The sequence below is a fragment of the Desulfuribacillus stibiiarsenatis genome (genome assembly GCF_001742305.1).
Taxonomy (GTDB): Bacteria; Bacillota; Bacilli; order Desulfuribacillales; family Desulfuribacillaceae; genus Desulfuribacillus_A; species Desulfuribacillus_A stibiiarsenatis.
In genome coordinates this window covers 1-22,803 of record NZ_MJAT01000040.1, presented here as the reverse complement: position 1 = coordinate 22,803, position 22,803 = coordinate 1, and the positions used below count along the sequence as shown (strand labels likewise).

Here is a 22,803-nt window from a genome sequence, read left to right as displayed (position 1 = left end):
GCTAAGCATTGTTGGAGTTTATTTTCAATTCTTACTTCTTCTTGGCTTTCGTTAGTCCTGAACCTAATGATAGATATACCTTATTTCGCTAAAATTCCATCTTTCATTTGATCGCGCTTTGCTTGTTCTGGATTATTATGTTTAATGGCTTGTAATTCATAATCAGATTGCTTCATTTTGACTACCGCCTTTCATTTTTTTTAAAATTCACTATAGTATTAGAAGTGCTAAATATAATCTAGAAATTTGAAACTAAGTTAAATTGCACTATGCGATTCATTTCAGACACCATTCGACTCAATAACTTTCAATTCCTTCCTTTCGACAAAACTTGTCAAATTACGACAAATAAGAGCTGCTATTTTGACAGCCCTAAAATTTAATTTATTCATCTACTTTCTAGCTTTCTAATTATTTCTAATAGAGCCCCTTTGTACATCTTAAAGACTCGTGTTATAGGAAACTGATGAATTTATTTGTTTGTAATCTATTTAGTGGAATTTCATTACATATATATACACATATTAATTTCAACTCTGAGTGTAATATGGGTAGTTACGGAGGAATTTTGAATATTTTAGAGTAAAATTGTTCAAAAACTAGTTTTTGCAATAACAACTTAAACCGCTGTCGTTGGTTGTTTATGTACATATCAATGTGTTGGATACTCATATATTCTATTCAACTAAAATTTTTTCCGCAGATCTTTTTGATAATTTTACAAAACACATTCCATTCATTCGGAAAGTTGTTATCACCATATTTTCTTTAAGTTCCATCTTTCTCTAACTATCTCAACACTACATACCTTGCAAGTTTGAAATATAACTGCCGTTTGGCAATTCTAATAATGTAATTTCAGTTTGATACTGATGATATTAAAGTATTTTAAACTAACAAGTAGCTATTCAGTTTGTCAACTTCTTCTGGCAGAATCTCTGCAACATATATATAATCATCTTCTGTAATACCTAATGTCTTCATTATTGATTTGCTTACGTTACTATTTAAGTTAAGTCCTAATAATTTTTCATAGTATTCAGTGCTTATCACGTCAGCTATATGTAAAAGTTGAACTTCCTTTATGTTTATTTTCGGTACAAAGGGGGTGTGATGAAATTTAACAATATTTATAATGTCTTCACGCAAATTCCATTTTTCACATAACCAAGCACCTATATCAGAATGGGTTAGACCGCCAAGTACCGATCTTTCTGCTACTATTTGATGCATACCCTTATGTACTTTCAAGGAAACTTCATCTATAAACTCTGGTAAACATGTGTCTAAAACAGGAATCCCTATATCATGAATTAATCCATATGAAAATAATTTGTATTTGTCACTACAATTTATTCGAGATGCTAGAATACTAGCAGCAACAGAAGTTCCTAGTACATGATTCCAATATTTATAGATATCAAATGAACGTTTTCTTCTATCCGTTATGTTCGGGAAAAGAAGTCGAGAAATATAGAAAATTATTAGATTTTGTACTGTTTGCATCCCCAGATAAACTACTGCCTCTTTAATTGTTTTTATTTTTTTATTAAGTTGGAAGTAACCCGAATTTAAATTTTTCAGCATAATATCATTCAGTTCAACCGATTGAGTAACCTTCTGAACTAAATGGTCAATCTCGAACCCACACGGGTCCTTTAGCATTTCAAGAATCTCACTTATGTTTTTGGGTAATATAGGTATGTCTTCTGATTGTTCCAAAAATTCAAGTACTCTATGTTTATCCATACTCTTCTCCCTCTACAGCATATTATCTCCTATCAATATCAAATTGCTCATTATACATCTGATAAACTTCAATTATTTTACATTTGCAACTTATTAAGGCTTGTACAATATCAGGATCAAAACTAATTCCGCTTTCATCAATGATTATATTTAACGAATCTTCAAAAGATGAGGCATCTTTATATACTCTTCTTGATGTTAGTGCATCAAATACATCCGCAACCATTACTATTCGTGCCGATAAGGGAATTTCTTCTGCTTTTAATCCAAAAGGGTATCCTTTACCGTTGTATTTCTCATGATGGTATAATGCAATTTCAATTCCCATATCAAAAAAATGCTTTCCCCTTCTTAATAAATGATTACTTGCATTTTTCAAAACTTCACTACCAATTATTGTATGCCTCTTTATTACCTCGAATTCTTCAGGTGTAAGTTTACCTGGTTTAAGAAGTATTCCATCTGCTATACCAACCTTGCCTATATCATGAAGTGGGCTGTATCTTAATATATCTTCAATAAAATCTACATCTATTACATCTTTATACTTGTAATTTTTTTGAAGCTCTGTGGCAATAATTTTAGAATAATTCTGCATTCTATTTAAATGAAACCCTGTGTCACAATCTTTAGCCTCTACCAGTCTAGCAAATCCAGTAACTGCTGAAAGAATTAAATCATCCATAAGTAGGTTCTTCTCAATCATTATAGCCATATGATTTGAAATTGTTTTTGCTATTTCAAGGTGCTTTTCATTATATATATTTTTCATTTTACTAGAGAAAATTAATGCCCCAAAGGATGTGTCATTTGTGATTAGGGGACAGGCTATGCTTGATTTTATATTTTCTTCTAAAATCAGTTTGTTCGATTCTGAGTTAGAATTCCCAATACTATATTCATCATAATTATGGATAACCCTTTCTTTCATTTGAGTTATGACTTTATTAAGAGAAGTGTTATTCAAGCTGATTAAATATCCTTTTTTCAATGTAGGTTCATAGTTGGTGTATACATTTTGAGAATAGATATTTCCATCCTTATCCAAAAGTGCAATACATAGGCGATCAAATGGAATATGTTCATTGAAAGTTTTATGAAGATGTTCCAATGTATCCTCAATTGAAACCCTTTTATTAAGTAATTCATATAAACCTGTAAGTTTATAGTATATGCTATCCATTTAATCTCCCCCAATATACGATACTACTATATGAAATTATTATAACATCATTTTCCTTCTTATAACTATCTGATAACTAATAGATTATTTAAACTGGCTTTTAGCTGATTTCACATAAGCAATTCTTTCCCGCCAGTGAGTTCGTATAATGTTCCTTCATTAGCATTTTAGATGAGCCTCGTTTCGGGAAAATACAATATAAATCCTACACTATCTCCCATACATTAACTTCCTACAATTCTAAATATTCTACATATTTTTACATTTTCCCACTGCTGGTAAAAGTGTTTTTCCCACGCAAAAAAATAAACCCACCACCGTTAGTATTAACAGCGATAGGCTTTGGTGGGGTGCGAAGAGGGGATACTATATAGTTAGCTCCCCTAATCGTACTAATTCAACGACTGCTTGCGAGCGTCCTTTGACTCCTAGTTTTTGAATGACATTACTCATCCATACCATTAGCTAGCAGTTGGGTTGTGAAATATTTAATATTCTATGATACTGACTTGGAATTTCATACAAAAAACCTTAAGCGTCAACTGATCCTAGAGTGTTCTTGTGGGGTGTTTCAATAACTTGTCGAGTATGGAGCGCTGTTTGGTTTACCCATACGTCTCCATGACTCGCTTTAGCCTATCAAGACGGAGTTCACTTGTTAATTAAATTGGATTCCACCAACAAATTCTTGATTTAAGCTTCGTAAACTTCATTGCTCTCGAGTACATGGTCATGGCTTCTTCTCTTGTAATCTACTGTTCCAGTCTGAGGTTCCATCTGGATACCCAGTAACTATACCATCGTCACAAAGCTACTGATATTCTCAAAATCAAGTGTACCCTTTAAATATTTTGAAAGTGAAATGATTCGTTCTAATTTTTGTATTGCTTTATTTCGTTACGGTTGCAACGGAGTCTAGCTTGTCGTTAATTAGCTCGGCCTTTACTAGCATGTTGCGGATCGCTGTAGCTGCTTCGGCTCGGGTAAAGGTTTCTAATGGGTTGATGGTTGTGTCTGTTCTACCCTTAAATATGCCGGCACTGACTGTTTTCTTGACGTAGGCGTGTGCCCAGCCGGTTATGTCTGCTACATCGGTATAGATGGCTTCTAGTTTGATTTCTTGCTCGATTATCTTGACGATGTCCATTGCTCTAGCGTACATGGTCATGGCTTCTTGTCGAGTAATGGTTGCTTCTGCTCGGAATGTTCCGTCTGGATAGCCGTTAATGATGCCGTATTGGTTAGCTATGGTTATAGAATCGGCTTGTTTGTGACTTCTCGTTACATCTGTGAAGCGTTGTCTGTCATAGTTTCCTACGCGATATAGGCCTAGTGCTCTGACGATGTAGTCGGCGAATTCTCCTCTGGTAATGGCCGTGTCAGGTGTGAATGTTTGGTGCTCTGCTATGACTATGCGTGACGCCATATCGTTGACAATGTCTTTTGACCAGTGACCTTCTACTGACTTAACTGTGATTGGGTTGTAGATTATGGTGTAGTCTGAGTTAGTGAGCGAGTTCAATCTAGCGAACCATTTACCGCCTGCTTGGAATACTTCTGTCGGCACGTGGTCGAATGTACCCTTGTCATCATAGATTATGCCTGTTGTTATTTTACTAGGGTCCATACCTTCAGGTAGTTCCATGACGCGTTCTACGTATTGTGAGAAGTTAGATATTATCTGACTACTTGTTTCGCCTGAGCTCGTTGTTGTGTGTGCGATTACTTGGAAGCTTATTGGCGCTACAACGATTTCTGCATTGCGCTCGCTAGCTCTTTGTTGCATTTGCTCTGATTTTTCTGTTGTTGCTTTGTCTATTTTGACTTCGACTACGATTGATGCTAGGTTAGCTGCTGCGATGCCTAAGTTCTGGGCTACTCGTTCGATCGCTATTTCTTTTGCTGGGATGATGTAGTCTATGTTGTTAGTTTTAACTGATAGTGTGATTCCACCCGTTTCCATATTTTTAACGATATCACCTGTGAGTTGGGCACTGACTGTGTCTGTGTTCTGTGTTTCTACTACTATCTGGATCGTGTTCTGGTCGTTTTGTGTGCGTTGTTCACTGCGAGTCAATTGTGTTACGGGCTGTGCTGGTTGCTCGGCTGGTGTCGTAGGCGGTACTGGGCGTTGATTTATTAGTTGGGTTATTTTATCTGTCATTTTGTCGTTTGTTATTTGTACTACGGCGATGTTTTTGCCGTCTGTGGTGGTGATGGTTGTTTCTTTGCCTGTTGTTGTTTCTTTTTCAACAGATTGTGCTATTTGATTCGCTGCGACTGGTGCTGGCACTGGTGTTGGCGTTGGTGTTGGTGTTGGCGTTGGTGCAGGTGTTGGTGCTGGTGCTGGTGTATCGCCACCTCCACCGCCTGAATCGCCATCGCCACTAGAACTTTCTCCTGAATTATTACTTCCTGCTGCTCTTGTCACTGTGATGGTGTAGGTTTCTGTAGTTACGCCATCTTCTGCTGTCACTATAATAGTTATAGGATTGCTACCTACATTCAGAGTGATGGCATTTGAAGGTTGTCCAGTGGTAGCAGTCACACCATTTACCGTTACTGTGCCATTCTCTTCGTCATTAACAGTTGGTGTAACAGTCATGCTGGTGACTCCGTTTGCAACACTGACTGTAAACGTTCTTTCTGGTTTTGAAAATTCTGGACTTAACGTACCTACGCTGATAGCGAGATCTGATAGTGTTGCGTCGTCGGAAAGCATGTTATCTGAATCATCTCCTTCCGAAGGACCTATCCAAGCACCATCTACGTATGTGTATGTTCCTGCTAGTTTATTTGAATCATATAAAGTCTTGAATGACGCTCCGTTTAATCCTAATGAAATGTTATCAAAAACAGTTACATTAGCACCGATTGTGATACTCGTTATTGAGTTTGAAAAGAATGCACTAGCATCTATTAAAGTTACACTGTCTGGAATAGTGACACTTGTTATAGAGTTCAATGCGAATGCATTAGCCCCTATTGAAGTTACACTGTCTGGAATAGTGACGCTTGTTACACTCATCATTAGGAATGCAGCACTACCTATGCTCGTTACAGACACACCATTAATAGTAGATGGTATTACTACATCCTTCGGACCATCATTTGAATAGCCTGTGATAGTTCCTGTCTCTGCATTAAATGTAAAGTAACCTGAATCATCATTCGGTGTTACAGTAATCGTATACACCTTCACCCTACCGTCTGCATCTTTAACTGCTAACAAATCACCAACTGCTAAAGTAGCGTCATCAGCTTTCCCTGTTGCACTAATGAATGTTGCAGCGTCTGTTATGGTCGTTCCCATTGCTACGACCTTCCAGTTTGCATCCTCATTCTTTCTTAAATTGGCCAAGAATTCAGATACCGTCACAGCCGTTGTAATCTCTGACGCATCATCCGTAATTGTTCCAGCACCTATATTGACATTATAAAAATAGTCATCATTTTCATCGTCTTTAGATGCAATACGTGTCAACGCTAAAGTGATTGTGTATACCTTCACTGTACCGTCTTGCGCTTGTACGAATACCTTGTCACCCGTTATAAGATCGGCTGAGAATGATGTTTTTCCAACAATCCCAGAAAATTCTGCATCATTAGCAACCTCTGCACCAGCAATCTTGTAACTCGAATCATCAGGATAAACAATTGCAAGGTCTAGATCCATCTTTATGAATTCGTCCCACAAAAGTACTGCAGTGATTGTAGCAGCATCTATATCGACTGTAATATAGTCTCGCTCACTTACGAGATCTGTATCAGAAGAAGCTACATTTGTTCCTTGTACAGGTGTGTAGCTATTTGTAGCAGCTACGAGCGCGGCTATTGCCGTTGTTACTTCTTCCTGAGTAGCATCAGCATCGTTGTAAACGCCTTTTGCTGAATCAATAGCAGCTGAAAAAGTGTCCTGCATCGCCTGCGTAACCCAGTATGTCCCTACAAATATCCCTTCGCCTGTTTCTGAAATGACTACTCCCATTTTTTTAGTTTCCGCATCTTCAATAGCTATGTCTAAGTCAAATTTGTCTATCAAATATTGTCTAGCTTCCATGAATAAGGTTCGAGCTGCGTCTAATGATAAATACTCATTATGAATAACCTCAGCAGCTTTACCCGACCACTTATTATTGTCAATTTCATCAATCGTGTCACTGAATGCATTCCAAACCTCAGATGTAGCCCAATAGGCTCCAGGAGTAACATATTCCCCATCTTCCGATTCTTCAGTCTCAGTACGTCTCTGTTTAGACTCCGCAATCAACGCCAATAATTCTTCGTAGGTTTTTAGCACTTCTATGCTCCAACTATCTGATCCAGAGTCATAAATGTATGTTCCTGCCGCACTTGAGTTAGCAGTATAATCCCTTATAAACGTCATACTATGAATGCCCATTGCGTTAACATTTGCAACAATGGTTACATTATTTCCTATAGATACCCTCGTCAAAGCATTTGCGTTAAAGGCTTGCCCTATATGTGTTACCGATCCAGGTATCACTACAGAGGTCAAAAGATTTTGAGTAAACATTCCATCAGCTATGCTTGTCATTGTTTCTGGTAAGTTCAACGTATCCAGTTTGTTGTTAAAGAAAACACCGTCTGCCATAGTTATTCCACCTGTAAGGATGGTCAAACTTGTCAATAGGTTGTCTGCAAAAGCATATGTCCCGATGTTTAATATACTTTCAGGTATACTCACCGAAGTCAATGTGCTATTTCTAAAAGCATGGGCACCTATACTTGTAACCCCTTCAGGGATGATAATAGATGACAAAGTCATATTTCTAAAAGCAGATGCACCTATACCAACTACCTGAACACCGCCTATGCTTGCTGGTATTACAACATTCGGATTGCTTCCAGTGTACCCAGTTATGGTTTGGGTAGGAATATCAAATATAAAGTCTCCTGAATTATCATTCGGTGTTACCGTAATCGCATACACCTTCACCGTACCATTTTCTGCTTTAACAGCTAACAAATCACCAACTGCTAAGTTATCGCCACTAGCTTTTTCTGTCGCACTGTCAAACTCTGCAGCATCTGTGATTGTCGTGCCAGCTGTAACAACCTTCCAAGCGGCTTCAGCATGCTTCTCTAAATTAGCAAGAAATGCACCGACTTTCATATCCGTTGTAATCGGTGTCATGTCTGCTTCAATCGTAGCTGGTGTATTGATTACAACATAAGTATAGTTGCTGCCGATGGTTGATACTGTCGCATCTGACGAAGCAGAAGGTACTTCACCCGATGTTCCTTGAGACCGCAAAGTTGGATACCCATTGTTAACAGCAGGATCAATTTGCCATGTATTCACGAAATCCCATGCCGTTGAATATGTTGACGCTCCGTAATTATTAACATCTTTGAAAAACGATGCATCTTTCGCATTTCCGTCCAGTTGAACATTACTATAATCGGTAAGCAAAACGCCAATCATTCGATCAGTGCTTGAAGCTGCTGCGAAAGTATTAGTGAATTTATCGACAGTGGCCATGCTAGCACCTACAATATAACCTCTGAACCAATTACTCCCAGTGATAGTTCCTGCAAAGAAAGAGTCCGTTATTTCAGAATTTGCTGAGATCCGACCACTTAACCCCCCTGTGAAACTACCTACTGCTGCAGTTCTAGAAATTGATGCAAGTGAATAGCTTCTAATTATTGTACCAGCACCGTTTACCTCCGCTACAATTCCTGCAGCACTTCCTGTATAGTTATTAGTTGCTTGTTCATCTATAACAGTTCCCGTTGTATAGCAATCCTGAATAACTACTGTTGCATTTGCATATCCAACTAAAATACTCACGGCTTCACTCGATGTGTTATGAGTCCTAGTCACATTTGCGTTTGTAATCGCTAGTCTTTTTATTGTACTGTTGTTAATTGCATTAAAAAAACCAATTGTAGCATCATCTCTGGTAATCGTCATGTTATTGATTGTATACCCATAACCATCGTAAGTGCCCTGAAAGGAAACACCCAAATCAGCTTTACCTATTCCACCCCAATTTGCGATAACAGATAGATCTATATCGGCTGTTTGTCTAAAATGCTTTCCTGAGAAATTGTTTGTTTGGCTCTGCTCTTGTAACCAGATCAAATTCTCAATTGTAGCAACTAGATATGGATCCTGCTCTGTACCCGTTCCTTCAGGCTGGAGTGGCTGTGGCTCTCCGGACGAATCTCCCGTTACCGTAATCGCATACACCTTCACCGTACCGTCTTCCGCTTTGACTGCTAACAAATCGCCTACTGCTAAGTTATCGCCACCAGCTTTTTCTGTTGCACTGTCAAACGTTTCAGCATTTGTGATTGTCGTAGCCGTTGTAACGACCTTCCAGCTTGCGGCAGCATGCTTCTCTAAATTAGCAAGAAAAGCACCGACTTTCATATCAGTTGTAATCGGTGTCTGGTCCGCCACAATCGTATTTTCCGAATTATCGACTACATAAGAGTTATTGCTGTCGATAATGGATACTTCAGCATCGCTTGACATCGTTCCTGAAGAAAAAATCCAACTAGCTGTTCCAGAGTCATAGGTGTACGTCCCAGCTAGACTGCCGTTTGCTTCATAATCTCTTTTGAATGACGCGCCATGAGTTCCCATTGAGTCATCGTGAGTTATAACAACTCCACTTCCAATGGTTACTTCGGTCAACGGGTTATCTTTGAAGGTACCTTCACCTATACTCGTCACACTTGCAGGAATCGTCACCGTTGTCAACTGGTTACTTTCGAAGGCAAAGTCACCTATACTCGTCACACCTTCCGGAATCGTTACAGATGTCAACGAGCTAGAAAAGAAGGCACTTACACCTATACTCATCACACTTGCAGGAATCGTCACCGTTGTTAACGTCTGCATCCCGAAGGCCCAGTCGCCTATACTCACAACAGCCACACCGTCTATGGTGCTTGGTATTACTACATCCTTAGGACCCTCACTACTGTAACCTGTAATCGTTCCAGTGTCAGGATCGAAGATAAAGTATTGTTCAGGTGTATTGCTGGAGCTAGCATCCGTTACCGTAATCGCATACACCTTCACCGCACCAGCTGCATCTTTAACAGCTAACAAATCGCCAACTGCTAAAGTAGCTCCACTAGCTTTTTCTGATGCACCGTCAAACGTAGCAGCGTCTGTGATCGTTGTACCAGTTGCAACAACCTTCCACACTGTATTAGCATGCTTTATTAGGTTATCTAAGAATGCAGATACTGTCACAGCAGTAGTAATCTCTGAGGCATCCTCAGTAATCGTTCCATTGCGTATATTAACATTATAAAAATAGTCATCATTTGCATCTTCTTTAGATGCAATACGTGTGAACGCTAAAGTGATTGTGTATACCTTCACTGTACCGTTTTGCGCTTGCACGAATACCTTATCACCTGTTACAATCTGATCTTGCCAATCTTTCCCAACAATCCCAGAGAAAACAGCATCATCAGCAATACCCGCTGCAGTGAACTTAAAACTCGAATCTTCAGGCCATTCAATTCCAAAGTATAAATCTTGCATCTCATAATCTTCATGTAACCGCAATACAGTAATTGTACCAGCATTTATGTCGATTGTAACACTGCTGCTATCGCTTACGAGATCTGTATCAGAAGAAGCACCTTCTTCAATCACTGTTATGTCGTACACCTTCACCGTACCGTCTTCTGCTTTAACTGCTAGCTTATCACCAACTGCCAAATAAGTGTCAACAGCTTTTCCGGTTGCACTGTCGAACGTTGCAGCATTTGTGATCGTTGTCCCTGTTGTAACCACCTTCCAGTCTGCTGCAGGATGTTTCTGCAAATAGGAGAGGAACGAACTGACTGGAACATTTGTAGTAATCTGTGTAATATTATTAGAAATTGTATTTGTGTCGTTATTTACAATATAAGTCATTGGATTGATAACTGACACCGTCGCATCTGACGAAGTAGCAGGTCCAGTTGTAGGTACAGGTGCAAAAAAAGGATCATGGGTACTCCACGCTACAACCAAATCTGGACTGGCAACATCCTCTTGAGCAAAATATAAAACTAAACCGCTAGTGAACTTAATAGCCCAAACGTCACCCATTGTTGAATCCCATCTTATCTCAATAGTATCATTTCTATATATTGGCTTACCTCCATACGTACCTTCAATGGTATAAGTTCCATTAGCTGCTCCCCAGCCAGCACCTGTAACGGTTATAGTTTCTGGAGCTGACGCATAAACAACCCCACTACCCGTCATTGAACCTGGAACCATCCCAAACACCAATAACAAAACCAGCATCACTGAAATTATTTTCTTAATCTTTTTAGACATTTTTCTCCACCTCTCTTGAATCCCATATTTTTCTAAAAGCTTGTTCTATGACATCTTGACCAATACCATTCCTATCTTTACATCACCAACCTCTAGAATCTATGCAATTATTTAACCACAGTGCTCTAAACCATTTCTAAATCACTTCTAAACCATTTCTAAACACGAAGCGAAGCATCAAAAAAAGAAGCGCTCTTAAAGCACTTCCTCAGCTATATCCTCTATTCACTTTACTTTTGACATTAAAGCTTTAAATCGCGCAGATGGTTTTACATCTAGCTCTTCTTCTAGAACCTTTACACAGTTCTTATAACATTGTAAAGCCGATGCCCTATCTCCTTGCTCCAAATATATTTCCGCAAGTTCTATATAGGCGTCCTCTTCGATTGGACTCAGATGAATGATCGTCTTATAAGCGCTGATCGCCTTGGCATTCACACCGCTTTTTTTATAGAAAGCCCCTTGCTTTAACTTCATGCTAACAAATTGGTTTTGAAGCCAATGACTTAGACTCTCTGCCCACTTATAGGTTTTATCTTCAAAATATGTGCCACGATAAAATGTATCCGCCTTCTCCAGTGTATTAATGTCTACATGATGATCCACCCTTGAGATTTCCTCAATTAGCGCCATAAAGTGAAGCATGTCACAATCGATATAATCCGTATTCAACCGATAATTCTCTCTATTTCTTTCTATAACGTTTTCTAATCCAATACTTTTCATCACTTCACGAACAAAATGAAGATTTGAATGTAGGTTTTGTGAGGCTTTTTTAGGTTCCATATCTGGCCAGAGTGTATCTATAATTTTTTCTTTTGATACTGGCTTCCCCCGATAATGGAGCAAAAATCCTAAAAGTTCTTCCGCTTTAGCTGTTCGCCACTTGACAAATTCTTGGTCGTTGCGATAACAAAGAAACTGTCCCAGACATTGAATAATACATTTTTCATTTTTAGGACCAATCCTTCGCATTTCTCTTCTTTTAATAATCTGGTTCATCTGCTTTCTGATGTCTTCAACCTCTATGGGTTTCAGTAAATACCCTACCGCATGGACTTGAAAAGCTTGTAGTGCATATTGACTGTAAGCCGTTACAAAGACCACGTCAATACTCGGATTGATTGCTGCGATGAGATCTGCAACTTCTGTCCCACTGATTTCAGGCATTTCTATATCAGCAAAGACAACATCCACGTTGTGATTTTCAATATAGTGGATTGCCTCATGGGGGTTTGTAAAACTTGCCACTAGTGTGAGATTTTCCTCCTCTGCTATGAGGCGTTTAAAGCGTTCTAAGGCTTTCCTTTCATCATCCATCACAACTATTCTATAGTGATCTACTTTATCTACTGTCTTCATAGACTACCTCCATTGGGTATGACAAAACTTGCTTTGGTCCCTAATCCCGGTGTACTCTCGATGATTAACTCTTTTCCGTAAATCTTGAGTAGTCTCGTGTTAATATTATATAAGCCAATACTGTTTCGTTTCTCTGATGTCTTATTGGATATGTCCAGTTTCTCTAAATCCATGCCCACACCATTATCCTCAACGGTAAAAATCACACCGTCATCTAACTGCTTAATGGATATGGTGACCTTACCTCCTGCTACTATTTTCGTCACTCCGTGCTTCACTGCATTTTCAACTAGGGTTTGTAAGGTTAATGAGGGTAAAGAAACAGTGATGTTGTCATCCACATCAAATGCCACTTCAAGCTTATCAAAGCGTGCCATTTCTATATTGAGATATGCTTTGACCAGTGACAACTCTTTTTCAACCGTCACAAAGCTGCTGATATTCTCAAAATCAAGGGTGCCCCTTAAATATTTCGAAAGTGAAATGATTAGTCTTCCTGCCTCATGGGGCTCAGTTTCGCAGTACTCAGCAATTGTGTTTAAAGCATTATAGAGAAAGTGTGGTTTAATCTGAGCGTGAAGAAACGCCAGCTCATAGCTCGTCGTCAGGGCCAATGTTTTTTTCACTTGAACAAGGGAATGCACTCTAGCAATTAACTCATTCGCTTGATAGGGCTTATAGAGAAAATCATTTGCCCCAGAGAGTAACGCCCTTTCCACAACACTTGGATCGATTGTTGTCGTAAGCATCAGTATGGGTAGGTCATCACGACTATAGACTTCTCTTAATTTGCGACAAATTTCTAACCCCGAAGGATCTTGCATCCAATAATCAATAACGACCAAATCCGTGCTGGGATTAAGCTGTAGTTGCTTCATGACATCGTGCCCATTATCGACGGCAATCACCGAATAATTGTGATGCACTAACATGTCAACAATCAACTTAAGGTTTGTAGGACTTTCATCGGCTACGATCACCGTACTTTGGCCCGCTGTTTTAATGCTATATGGTGTAGCGAGTGTCTGTTCCTCAATATCGTTAAAAGTCTCTCCCTGGGATGACTGTATCTCAGTAACCGCTATTTCATCCACTTCTACCCTACTTTTATAAGCAGGGAAAATGACAGTGATGCTGATTTCTCCACTTTCAATGTGCTTAACTTCAATTATTCCGCCCATCAGTTCTGTAAGTTGCTTGGCAATAGATAACCCCAGCCCCGACTCCATACCCAAGTCATTCTGTTGAGAAAATGGCTCAAACAGCTCGTTATGCTTATTGCTTTGAGAACTTTCCTCTGGATATCTTACAGATATTTCAACGCTCTCAGTGTTTCCGCGTCCACTTAATGTGATAGGATTATTTTTACTGTTGAGCACAGCATGATCCATTAGACAAAAAATAATCTGCTTCATGCGATCTTGATCCGCTCTTATCATGGGGATGCTGTCCTCAATATCAAAGACGATTCTTGCACCGTCATCTTTATAAGCAACTGCCATGGATGTTGCTACTTTACGTAAAAATCTATTCATTTGGATGACGCTCAACTCCAAAGTGAGTTTGCCTTCTTTTATTTTGGAGATATCCGTCATATCGTTGACAAGCCGCGTTAATCTTCTTGAAAAGTCTTGGATTTGAGAGAGTTTTACACCTCGGGAATAGGATAGTGTGTCTTCCTCTTGCTCTATATAAAGTTTTGTCACATTGGAAATACCCATCAGTGGTGCTCTTAATGCGTAGGACAACTTCGCTAAAAATTCGTCTTTCAATTGATCCATTCGTATGAGTTCCTTGGATTGTTCCTCCACCAGATCAAAGGTCTTGCTCAACCTCCCCGCAATTAAAGACGCGTGGATTAAGATCCAAGTAAATTGAGCAAGAAGCATCCACAGCCCGACTTTTCCTTTTCCCAGAACCAAATAGATGCCTTCTCTGCCCATGAATGCTGTCGAAAGAATAATCCCGACAAAATAGACAGAATAGGTATGTTCATGTAGTATGCTTTTAACACTCCCATACACCGAATACAACATGACTGCTATGTAAAATGCGATTTGAATACTCGAAATATTCGACTGAATACTTAAAGGGAATAACACCGCAGGATAAAAGGCAAAAGAAACGAGTAATAAAGCTTTTGTCATTCTGTTCTTAAAAACTTCAGGAAATGAAGTGTATAAATACCCTATAAAAAAGCTAATAGCTAGAGCTGCTGAAAAATACTGAATTTTTGCAAATATAAGATAGTCAAAAGTTGGAAAAAGATGAAACCATATTTTTTCGCCATGGGTTAAGACATATAAGCCGCTGGATATAATATACATTGAAAAATACAGCAAATAGGTTCTCTTGATACGAAATAAGAAGACCATAAAGAACACAAAACCAACCGCTAAACTTGCTCCCAAAAAAACCAACTCATATCCATAAGCTGTTATTCTGGTATTCTCTAGGACCTCTTGAGGACCAAACAAGATTGAGCTGACAATGCCACTATAAGGACTGTAGTCAAAATTTGTTACTTGTATCAAAACATCTAATTCAGTTTTTTCCGGATAATAGAACACATACTTCGGCACATTGCCCATCTCATAGCTGTTTCGATCAATACCTGGCTTGCCGCTCATTGAAATCACTTGATCATTAATAATGACTTTGTTCGACATGCCTATATTTTGTATCTTTAATCCAACCATTTGATTAATTTGGGTCTCACTTAATTGAATCCTCAAGTGAAAGGTGCCGTAGCCAAAGGACTTGGGTTCTTTTCTTCCAGTCTCATATCGATTCCATTTCCCTGGTACTGTAACGAATATTTTTTTCGATTCCTCGATGGATTGAGCGTCATGAATTAATTCATTCTCATAAAATTTCCATTCCCCATCTAATTTTACAAGGTGATTAAAGTCCTCAATTTTAGACAAATCAATTAAACCCGCGGAGACAAAATGTTCTGGCGCTTTTGAATTGCTTAAATCTATATAGGATGTCACAATCAAAAAAGAGATACCGCACATAATGAAAATGAGGGATGCAATCCTAATAATTTTATTATTCATTTTGTCTCCTTCCTTATGGCAATTAGAATACATTATACCATACAGTTCTAAACCAGTTCTAAACAGTGTATGGTTTTGGGCTATTCTTTAACCTTCTTATCAGTACAACCGATATCCTTGATTGTGTAAAGTATTTCAATACGATCTATAAAAACGTTGATCTTTGAAATGACATGAGCAAAATATTTAAAAAAATAGTATCATTATCAAGAGATATCAACTGTTCATTGACTTGCTTCAGCAAGTTTATTTTTATTATAAGTTTCTATATCCTGAATTCCCGCCACTCATAACTATGATGTGACTATGAAATAGCTCTAAACAGTTGATTTCACGCACTTTTCTTCTTTTTTATCGTCTGATTCCGGAAAGCGATTCACCGCTTTTTCGCTTTGAAAAATGGAGCATGCTTCATCGTCATCCATACGGCAAGAATATAGCATCTCAGCGAAGCAGTGAACTGTTTGCTAGTATCTCAGAAGAAGAAAGAAATCACTTCTTTAAACTACAGGAGAAACGCCGTCAGGAAGATGAGAATTGGGCTTATGATACGACCTTTGTGTCTAGCTGTTCCCAAACTCTTCGACAAGTCCAATATGGAAGGAATATGGAAAATGATACGAGTTACCCCAAATCAACCTCGCTCTGGTATTTGGTCAAAAATCGGGTCTTCCTTTTTACTACCGAAAGCTAGCAGGTAACATCCCTGATGTCAGTACTGTCAAGAATCTACTCGCCGACTTTCAGGTCCCCGGCTTTGACTTTCTATATTATTCTACTTTTTTCCTGCCCCTGGTAATTTTTCGTATAAAAAAGAAACCTACCGACTGTTATAGTGTACAGTGATATGTTTTCGGTTGATAAGTAGTTATTAGCTCCAAAAGCGATTTTGTCGTTTTACATAAGATCAGAAATCGTCGTGTAGCTTTGTAGTATTACTTAATTATGATTGGATAATATTAAACTGAAAGGAATCTTACTTTCATCTAACGTTGCTTCTAATTCTTCTATTACTCCATTCCATTCAAATTTCATTTTAATAATACTATCTTTATTAAAATCAGGACTACATGATCCGATTGTAGGCGAGTTTATTACACCATACTGATTTAAATGAGTCGTACTCGAACCGCAACCTGTAAGGAACAGCGATAATAACACAGTCATCAGCTACTTTAACATATCTGCCCATCCCCACTTGACTCTAGTTTTTCTTCTTGCTCAGTGTGGGCTCATTTTGATTAGGAGTTTTATAGATGCACGCAATTAAGAAATATCCTGTTGCAATACCAGCAATAGCGTGCGGCATTAGATGTAAGAATAAAGGTATACTAGCGATAATGTTCAATTCAGAAGAAAAGTATTGTGGCCATATATATGAGATTATAGGCATGAATACAATATATAGAATAGGTACTCCTATTGCCAATAATTTTACCCAGTCATATTGCCATTTCCCTTCCTTTCTCCATTCACATATAACCTTGGGAATAGCGAGAAACAAACCTAAAACAAACGGAATTACTATTCTAGCAATCATGATAAGTTGAATCTGAAATGTAGATTGAAAAAGCTATTTTAGTATCATTGATTCCAAAACAAGAATAGAATTGACTTTCTAAAATCAATATATTTTCAGTCACTAAGATCAGTATTTTCTTCTATATATACTTTAGAACGATCAACGTTAGGTGAACTATTTCTCATTTGTAAGTATAGCAATATTCCTCTAATGATTAGCATTACAGCAGATATCATTGTTATCGTCATGGAAGTAGATAAGAAGTCTTTTGGAAAGCATGAATATATACAGTGGCAACCAATAAAACGGTCAATTTCTTCATCACTCTTTACCCCTGTCATTAATCCTATTTTCATTTTTGTCCTCGTATTTCTATAATTGATTCCTTAGTTTCGGAGTTTTACGAATGATGGTTTTTCTTCTACATATGCAACGAATAACAAATATACCCATACCGATAAAGGAGTAGTAAATAAAAATACCAACCTAACCAATAAAGATGGGATATTAAAATAATTTGCTATACCTCCACATACACCATAAAAAGACTTGTCTGTTGATGATCTTTTTAATTTTATCAAATGGTTCCCTCCTAGAACACCAAATCCAATGTTTATAAGTATCCATCTAATAGGAACCTAAAAAAATGATTAAAATTCGTTCCATGACTGTCCAAAATTTTGAAATTTCCTTTAATAATGATTTGACTTTTGAATCTCTACTTCTAAGTTGGTATTAAAGCTTGGCTGTGCAAAGTATTAATACTGCTTTAGTGTTCTCCTTAGAGCTTTCTTTTAGTTACCTACTATTTATTAGATTATTTGCCTTCTCTGTCAATTCATTCCAGTCACTAGAATAATTTAGATTCATTCCCCATCCAATTGCCCTTAGATTCTTTCTTAGCTCTACAAACATTTCAATATCATTCTCATCAATACTATTGTTTGGAAATCCCGAGTACTTAGGGTATCTACCAAAATAATCAGCTAGTTTGTGTAGTACTTCTTCATCTTCACTCGATAACGCATGTAGTTTTCCAGTGACTTCTTGGGTAATATAGATACTCTCGACTACATCCTCTACTTTCTCGATTACACTATTAGGATTAAACCAGTTATTATCAATTTGAAACATGACCGTCCCTTCAAGTTGAATAATACTGTTTGAAATTAATTGAAAACCCATTATGTCCTTTATATCTTCCGAGACTGTGTCCTTTTGTAGTTGATAATTACTAATGCAGTTATAAGTATTGCGATTAATATCAGTTTTATATTTTTCATTGATGCTCCTTTTAGATAGAAGGATTTGCCGATTCTTAACAACGTGTCGTTATGAGCGTTTTTGAGATGTACCAACTATCATTCTAATACTTCGATAGCTTGAGTAATTTTCGGACTGATGAGCGAATACACTTCTTCTTTCTCCTTTTCAAATCCTATGTTCTTTTGACTCATTCTTGCTTGATTTTCCGCTGTTACTATTTCATTTATAATTGCTGAAAATTCGGTGATTTTAATTCTTTTGTCTATTATTTTGTTAGTATCATAAAGATTATTTGTAAACTCTTGTATGTTTACAGCTAGATCCCATAGTAAGTTAGCTACCTTGTCATCATCTTCAATTAGTTGTGCGTGAGCTCTTGAGTATTCTATTAAGTTAAAGCTATACGTAGATAAAACTTGTAAGTTTCTAATATTATCATCATTACTTTTTTCTATATTGTTACTATAATCATCTAAGCTATTACCATAATGATACAAGGTTGAAAAAAAGTTAGAATACAGATTATACGCTACATTTTCCTTTCTACTCTCATGGTAAGTCATTTGTATTACTAGACTAAAATTCAATAACGTAGATAGAATTAAAATAAATGTCAATAGTTATGTCAACAGGCTCATTTGATGTAAAATAATCATCACGAAAATGAACATTAATCTCATCATTCTTCATTTCCATAAGAGACAATGTAAAACTGTTATTTTATCAATTCCAGATCTTCTCCATATGATACTCCAAAAATTATTTTATTTCCTTTTGTAAACATTCCTTCCACAGTCACAGTTACTCTATCTTTACTCATATGATCATAAACATCAAAAATCTTTTTAGGTATTTCTATTTTATATTTATATTTTCGAGGTCCATAATCCACTTGTTCCCCGAGTAAATTTATTGGGTTTGGTTCGCCATAATCGACCCCGTCTTTTACATATCGAATTTGAGGTCGTACTGAAACAACTGTAGGTGAAAAATCATAATTCGTTTTGTTTTCAAATTTTATTTCCACAATGTATTTATCCTGATCCTCATATATCACAGATAGTTGTTGGTTAAAAGTTACATTTTTTAGATCTTCAGGAATAGTTCTATACTGAGAATCGCATCCCGATACCAATATAAAAGAGATTAGAAGTGCTATTATAAAAAAAATCTTCTTTTCCAAACTCTCGACCCCCTTATTTTGTTCCCTGGTTGAACAGTTCTTACAAGACCTCCACTGGTATCATATTCAAAGCGTGTTTGTAACCCAATTGAGTTGGTAGTGGAGAAAGACATTTCCCATTGGAATAGGATTTGCGCACTTAAAATCGTATTTATTCTATAATATATAGAAGTTATTTTCGGCTATATTCATAGTTAACAAACTTCAGTATTTCATCAAGCTTTTCATTTCTTTCTTGATCTAATTTTGTTTTAGCATCCATAAACTTTATTATTTTAATCACAAAATATATGACAAAGATAATAAACGCTACATGCAAACCTATAGGCAAAAATGCAAAAAAAGTAACTAGTCTACTACCATCAAGCATTGTCTATACCCCCATTTACCAACTATTGTATTAAATACAACTCTTTCTTAAGCTACGCATGACGAGTGATATTTTCAGAGTCTGTGAAAGTCACCGTAGAAAGAGTAATGAACTTTACTGCTTGCTATAATCGTTGTGTAGCTTTTTAGGATTACTTAATTACAATTGGTGTTAAACTGAAAGGAATATTACTGTGTCGAATTGCATGGAATACCATACTTTATCTTTCTATACAAAAACTTCCAATGATTATATATTATATTCTATACTGTTTTGCTTATTTCCTGCCCCAGTTAGTTTTTTGCGCATAAAAAAAACCTAGACTGTTACTGTAGGCTTCATTTTTTCTCAACAATCAAATTAATATGGGCTATGTGGTGGTTTCCATGCCACGAGTAAAATTCTATAAGCCTTTCAATTGGCGAACTCCCTGACACTGGATGATTAAAGTTTCGTTTTAGTTGTTGCTCTGTTAAAGAATCGATTAATATGCCCCACCTTTTATGTAAACCAGTAATTATGGCTACTGATGTATCAATTGGAGCGCTAACGCCATCAAATAATTCGGCCCATTGTACCTCATCATAAGTTTTGACAAGTGGGTTGGATTCTGTGAGTGCTAGTTTAAATCTAATGTATGCATTCATGTGTGTATCAGCTAAATGATGGACTACTTGTGTAACAGTCCATCCATCTAGCCTATATGAGTAATTCAATTGCTCCTCATTTAATTTATCAATACTTTCCTTCAAATTGCTTGGAATTGAGTTAAGATCATTGATGTATTTCGTAAGAAGACTTTTTGTGATCTCTTCGGCTGGTTCAAAAACTCCTATCGGGTACCTTTGACTAGATGACGAGCAACAATTAAACATTAGAAACACTCCTATCTTAATGGTTTTGAGTCATTACGTATAACTACTACATCCTTGACACTGGTTCATATAAACACTCTTATTAGGATCTCAACGACATTAATCTCTTGAAAACACCTAACTCCATTTCTTGCATTATCAATACAAATACTTCCAATAATTTCTGTTATTATATTCTCCCTAATTCTAATATTTCCTTCTTATGGCATATATGCTTCTATCAACACAAAAAACCTACGACTGTTATATTCAACAGCGATGGGCTTTAAATTGGGATCGAAGTGGTTTCTTTATGCAGTGAATCTACATTTAGGAAAATTGGAACACCCTTTAAATTCTCCGTTTTTTCCTTTTCTTTTCAATAACTGACCATTACACCTTGGACAAACATCATGACTTACCTGTACATTTTTTTCTATTATATTTTGGCGAATATCCGATATGTGCTTTTTCTTTGAATCTTTATCCACTATATTAAGTGCAACTATTTTAGAGAATATCTCATCTTTCTCCTTATTTGATATAATCTCTTGATTATACTTTTTAATTGTTTTTAAGAGATTTACACTATATACCACTTCTGACGTAGTTTTTATTTTTAAATTTGAATTCACAGAAAACACTACTATTGGGATAAATACCACATTGGAGTATGCCTCTAAAATACCTTTCAAAGCTTGAATGTGTCCATAGTTTTGCCTAATGGGATTATATAGCCTCTCTTTACGTTTATAAATAACCTGTGTCCAATACTCACTTCTTTCTTCTCCTAAAATCCATCCTTTATAATTCTTTGTTTCAATAACGAAAATTCCATAATTCGATACAATAACATGATCGATTTGAGAAGTCTTGCCATTTACTTCAATCATGATGTCATTAATAATTTTATACTTTTCGGAATCAAGCCTAGATAATATAACTGCAATAGCTTTTTCTCCTAAATATCCTTTGATCTTCGGTTTAAATAATGAATAAAAAAATACAATTATAACAAGAGCCCATAAATACCATAACTCTGTAAACATTTTAAAAATCATACTTCGTCTTCCTTTCAGTTGTATTTGTATGGCGTACATGATATGAAAACCTGGTTGGAAAGTCTTGTTGGTCCGTTATTCGTCAGACGTTATGGGCTTTTATTACCCATGAAAGCGCTGTATTTGGCACTCTTTCGAACTAACTTCACACCACATTGTGGGCAAGCTTGTACGTTTTTGTACGATTCTTGTTTTTATATTTTCTATGTTACTAACTCTTAATTTCAATATGAAGATTCTTATTACTAATAGCAATATAGCAATCCCCATGATTCATAAATGATATAAAATCCTTTTAGATTTTGAATTTTTTGTTTATTCGTTCTGCAGTTAATTCAATACATTCTCCTGGCAATGTAAAATATTTTTTGGTGTCCGAGCAATAGCACTCTATTATCGGTGGATGGCTCCCAGAGCCAGAGACTGAACTTTGTACCCTTAAATTCACCTAACTACATTTCTATGTTAGTTTGCATAATAGACATTTCTACGCTTTGAGTTTTAATCATTTATGCCATGAACACTGAATATGCAATTGATTTTCCAAACCTTTCGACAACAATAGTGGAAAATCCTTCCTTGACGACATAAGATGTCAATATTCGACAAATAAAAATAGCAAAAAGGCTGTTACTCATCGAAATTTTAATTCGTTGAGCAACAGCCTCATGAAAAATAATTTGTTTAGTTCATTGAATATTACCCGAACAAACCTCTTCTTCTAGGCATTGTAGGTACATATGGATCGTATAACCATTTAAATAATGTTCCTTTTTCCAATGCTTCTTGAGGAGAGAATTGTGGGCAGAAAGGATCAAATGGCATTGGTAGAACAGGATAGATTGGCATTACAGGTGTGACTTGCTGT

At 36.8% G+C, this 22,803-nt stretch carries 15 protein-coding genes and 2 pseudogenes; 1 reads left to right on the top strand and 16 read right to left on the bottom strand.

The features are described 5' to 3' along the window. Positions 1-888: 888 nt before the first annotated feature. The 6 genes and pseudogenes from BHU72_RS14725 to BHU72_RS14705 form a co-directional block, all read right to left on the bottom strand. Entirely contained in the window at positions 889-1,749 is an 861-nt protein-coding gene (locus BHU72_RS14725) for an HDOD domain-containing protein (RefSeq protein WP_069703390.1), read from the bottom strand. A 22-nt stretch (positions 1,750-1,771) separates the two neighbouring features. Next, the gene (locus BHU72_RS16225) at positions 1,772-2,932 is read right to left on the bottom strand and encodes an HD domain-containing phosphohydrolase (protein ID WP_069703389.1); all 1,161 of its coding nucleotides are present in this window, start codon (positions 2,930-2,932) and stop codon (positions 1,772-1,774) included. Positions 2,933-3,298: 366 nt separating this feature from the next. Next, a pseudogene (locus BHU72_RS16595) lies at positions 3,299-3,385 on the bottom strand (helix-turn-helix transcriptional regulator); the annotation flags it as partial. 436 nt (positions 3,386-3,821) lie between these two features. Further along, complete coding sequence (locus tag BHU72_RS14715) at positions 3,822-11,255, bottom strand: leucine-rich repeat protein (protein ID WP_069703388.1); 7,434 nt, start codon at positions 11,253-11,255, stop codon at positions 3,822-3,824. A 225-nt stretch (positions 11,256-11,480) separates the two neighbouring features. Next, complete coding sequence (locus tag BHU72_RS14710) at positions 11,481-12,617, bottom strand: response regulator (protein ID WP_069703387.1); 1,137 nt, start codon at positions 12,615-12,617, stop codon at positions 11,481-11,483. After that, positions 12,614-15,679, bottom strand: coding sequence for a hybrid sensor histidine kinase/response regulator (locus BHU72_RS14705; protein ID WP_069703386.1), 3,066 nt, complete (start codon positions 15,677-15,679; stop codon positions 12,614-12,616). The genes BHU72_RS14710 and BHU72_RS14705 overlap by 4 nt, the downstream gene beginning before the upstream one ends. Before the next feature lie 352 nt (positions 15,680-16,031). Here BHU72_RS14705 and BHU72_RS16590 point away from each other — a divergent pair. Beyond that, positions 16,032-16,438, top strand: a pseudogene (locus BHU72_RS16590) (IS1634 family transposase); the annotation flags it as partial. A gap of 180 nt (positions 16,439-16,618) precedes the next feature. On the opposite strand, the gene BHU72_RS14700 reads toward BHU72_RS16590, so the two are convergent. From BHU72_RS14700 to BHU72_RS16580, 10 genes are all read right to left on the bottom strand, one after another. Continuing rightward, entirely contained in the window at positions 16,619-16,846 is a 228-nt protein-coding gene (locus tag BHU72_RS14700; RefSeq protein ID WP_069703385.1) for a hypothetical protein, read from the bottom strand. A gap of 468 nt (positions 16,847-17,314) precedes the next feature. Further along, positions 17,315-17,557 carry a hypothetical protein gene (locus BHU72_RS14690; protein WP_069703383.1) on the bottom strand — a complete coding sequence of 81 codons (243 nt, stop codon included), beginning with the start codon at positions 17,555-17,557 and terminating at the stop codon, positions 17,315-17,317. 30 nt (positions 17,558-17,587) lie between these two features. Beyond that, the gene (locus BHU72_RS16585; RefSeq protein ID WP_069703382.1) at positions 17,588-17,782 is read right to left on the bottom strand and encodes a PspC domain-containing protein; all 195 of its coding nucleotides are present in this window, start codon (positions 17,780-17,782) and stop codon (positions 17,588-17,590) included. 217 nt (positions 17,783-17,999) lie between these two features. After that, on the bottom strand, positions 18,000-18,335 hold the full coding sequence (locus BHU72_RS14680; protein WP_141709339.1) for a hypothetical protein: 336 nt from the start codon (positions 18,333-18,335) through the stop codon (positions 18,000-18,002). Between the two features lie 227 nt (positions 18,336-18,562). Beyond that, complete coding sequence (locus BHU72_RS14675; protein ID WP_141709338.1) at positions 18,563-19,030, bottom strand: hypothetical protein; 468 nt, start codon at positions 19,028-19,030, stop codon at positions 18,563-18,565. A 152-nt stretch (positions 19,031-19,182) separates the two neighbouring features. Then, a complete protein-coding gene (locus BHU72_RS14670; RefSeq protein ID WP_069703379.1) occupies positions 19,183-19,650 on the bottom strand; it encodes a hypothetical protein in 468 nt (155 codons plus the stop codon). Positions 19,651-19,822: 172 nt separating this feature from the next. Beyond that, positions 19,823-20,020: a hypothetical protein gene (locus BHU72_RS14665; RefSeq protein ID WP_069703378.1), complete on the bottom strand. Its 198-nt coding sequence runs from the start codon at positions 20,018-20,020 to the stop codon at positions 19,823-19,825. Positions 20,021-20,358: 338 nt separating this feature from the next. Further along, positions 20,359-20,895, bottom strand: coding sequence for a YfiT family bacillithiol transferase (locus BHU72_RS14660; protein WP_069703377.1), 537 nt, complete (start codon positions 20,893-20,895; stop codon positions 20,359-20,361). A gap of 290 nt (positions 20,896-21,185) precedes the next feature. Beyond that, on the bottom strand, positions 21,186-21,935 hold the full coding sequence (locus tag BHU72_RS14655; protein WP_069703376.1) for an NERD domain-containing protein: 750 nt from the start codon (positions 21,933-21,935) through the stop codon (positions 21,186-21,188). Positions 21,936-22,634: 699 nt separating this feature from the next. After that, on the bottom strand, positions 22,635-22,760 hold the full coding sequence (locus BHU72_RS16580; protein WP_367114485.1) for a spore coat associated protein CotJA: 126 nt from the start codon (positions 22,758-22,760) through the stop codon (positions 22,635-22,637). Positions 22,761-22,803: the final 43 nt, after the last annotated feature.

What these genes read in the sequence shown, in the direction of transcription:
- BHU72_RS16225 (WP_069703389.1), bottom strand. Translation starts at nt 2,932, where the DNA reads ATGGATAGCATATACTATAAACTTACAGGTTTATATGAATTACTTAAT.
- BHU72_RS14715 (WP_069703388.1), bottom strand. Translation starts at nt 11,255, where the DNA reads ATGTCTAAAAAGATTAAGAAAATAATTTCAGTGATGCTGGTTTTGTTA.
- BHU72_RS14680 (WP_141709339.1), bottom strand. Translation starts at nt 18,335, where the DNA reads ATGTTTCAAATTGATAATAACTGGTTTAATCCTAATAGTGTAATCGAG.
- BHU72_RS14660 (WP_069703377.1), bottom strand. Translation starts at nt 20,895, where the DNA reads ATGTTTAATTGTTGCTCGTCATCTAGTCAAAGGTACCCGATAGGAGTT.
- BHU72_RS14690 (WP_069703383.1), bottom strand. Translation starts at nt 17,557, where the DNA reads ATGAAAATAGGATTAATGACAGGGGTAAAGAGTGATGAAGAAATTGAC.
- BHU72_RS14665 (WP_069703378.1), bottom strand. Translation starts at nt 20,020, where the DNA reads ATGCTTGATGGTAGTAGACTAGTTACTTTTTTTGCATTTTTGCCTATA.
- BHU72_RS14705 (WP_069703386.1), bottom strand. Translation starts at nt 15,679, where the DNA reads ATGAATAATAAAATTATTAGGATTGCATCCCTCATTTTCATTATGTGC.
- BHU72_RS14725 (WP_069703390.1), bottom strand. Translation starts at nt 1,749, where the DNA reads ATGGATAAACATAGAGTACTTGAATTTTTGGAACAATCAGAAGACATA.
- BHU72_RS14700 (WP_069703385.1), bottom strand. Translation starts at nt 16,846, where the DNA reads ATGACTGTGTTATTATCGCTGTTCCTTACAGGTTGCGGTTCGAGTACG.
- BHU72_RS16580 (WP_367114485.1), bottom strand. Translation starts at nt 22,760, where the DNA reads ATGCCATTTGATCCTTTCTGCCCACAATTCTCTCCTCAAGAAGCATTG.
- BHU72_RS14655 (WP_069703376.1), bottom strand. Translation starts at nt 21,935, where the DNA reads ATGATTTTTAAAATGTTTACAGAGTTATGGTATTTATGGGCTCTTGTT.
- BHU72_RS14675 (WP_141709338.1), bottom strand. Translation starts at nt 19,030, where the DNA reads ATGACTTACCATGAGAGTAGAAAGGAAAATGTAGCGTATAATCTGTAT.
- BHU72_RS14710 (WP_069703387.1), bottom strand. Translation starts at nt 12,617, where the DNA reads ATGAAGACAGTAGATAAAGTAGATCACTATAGAATAGTTGTGATGGAT.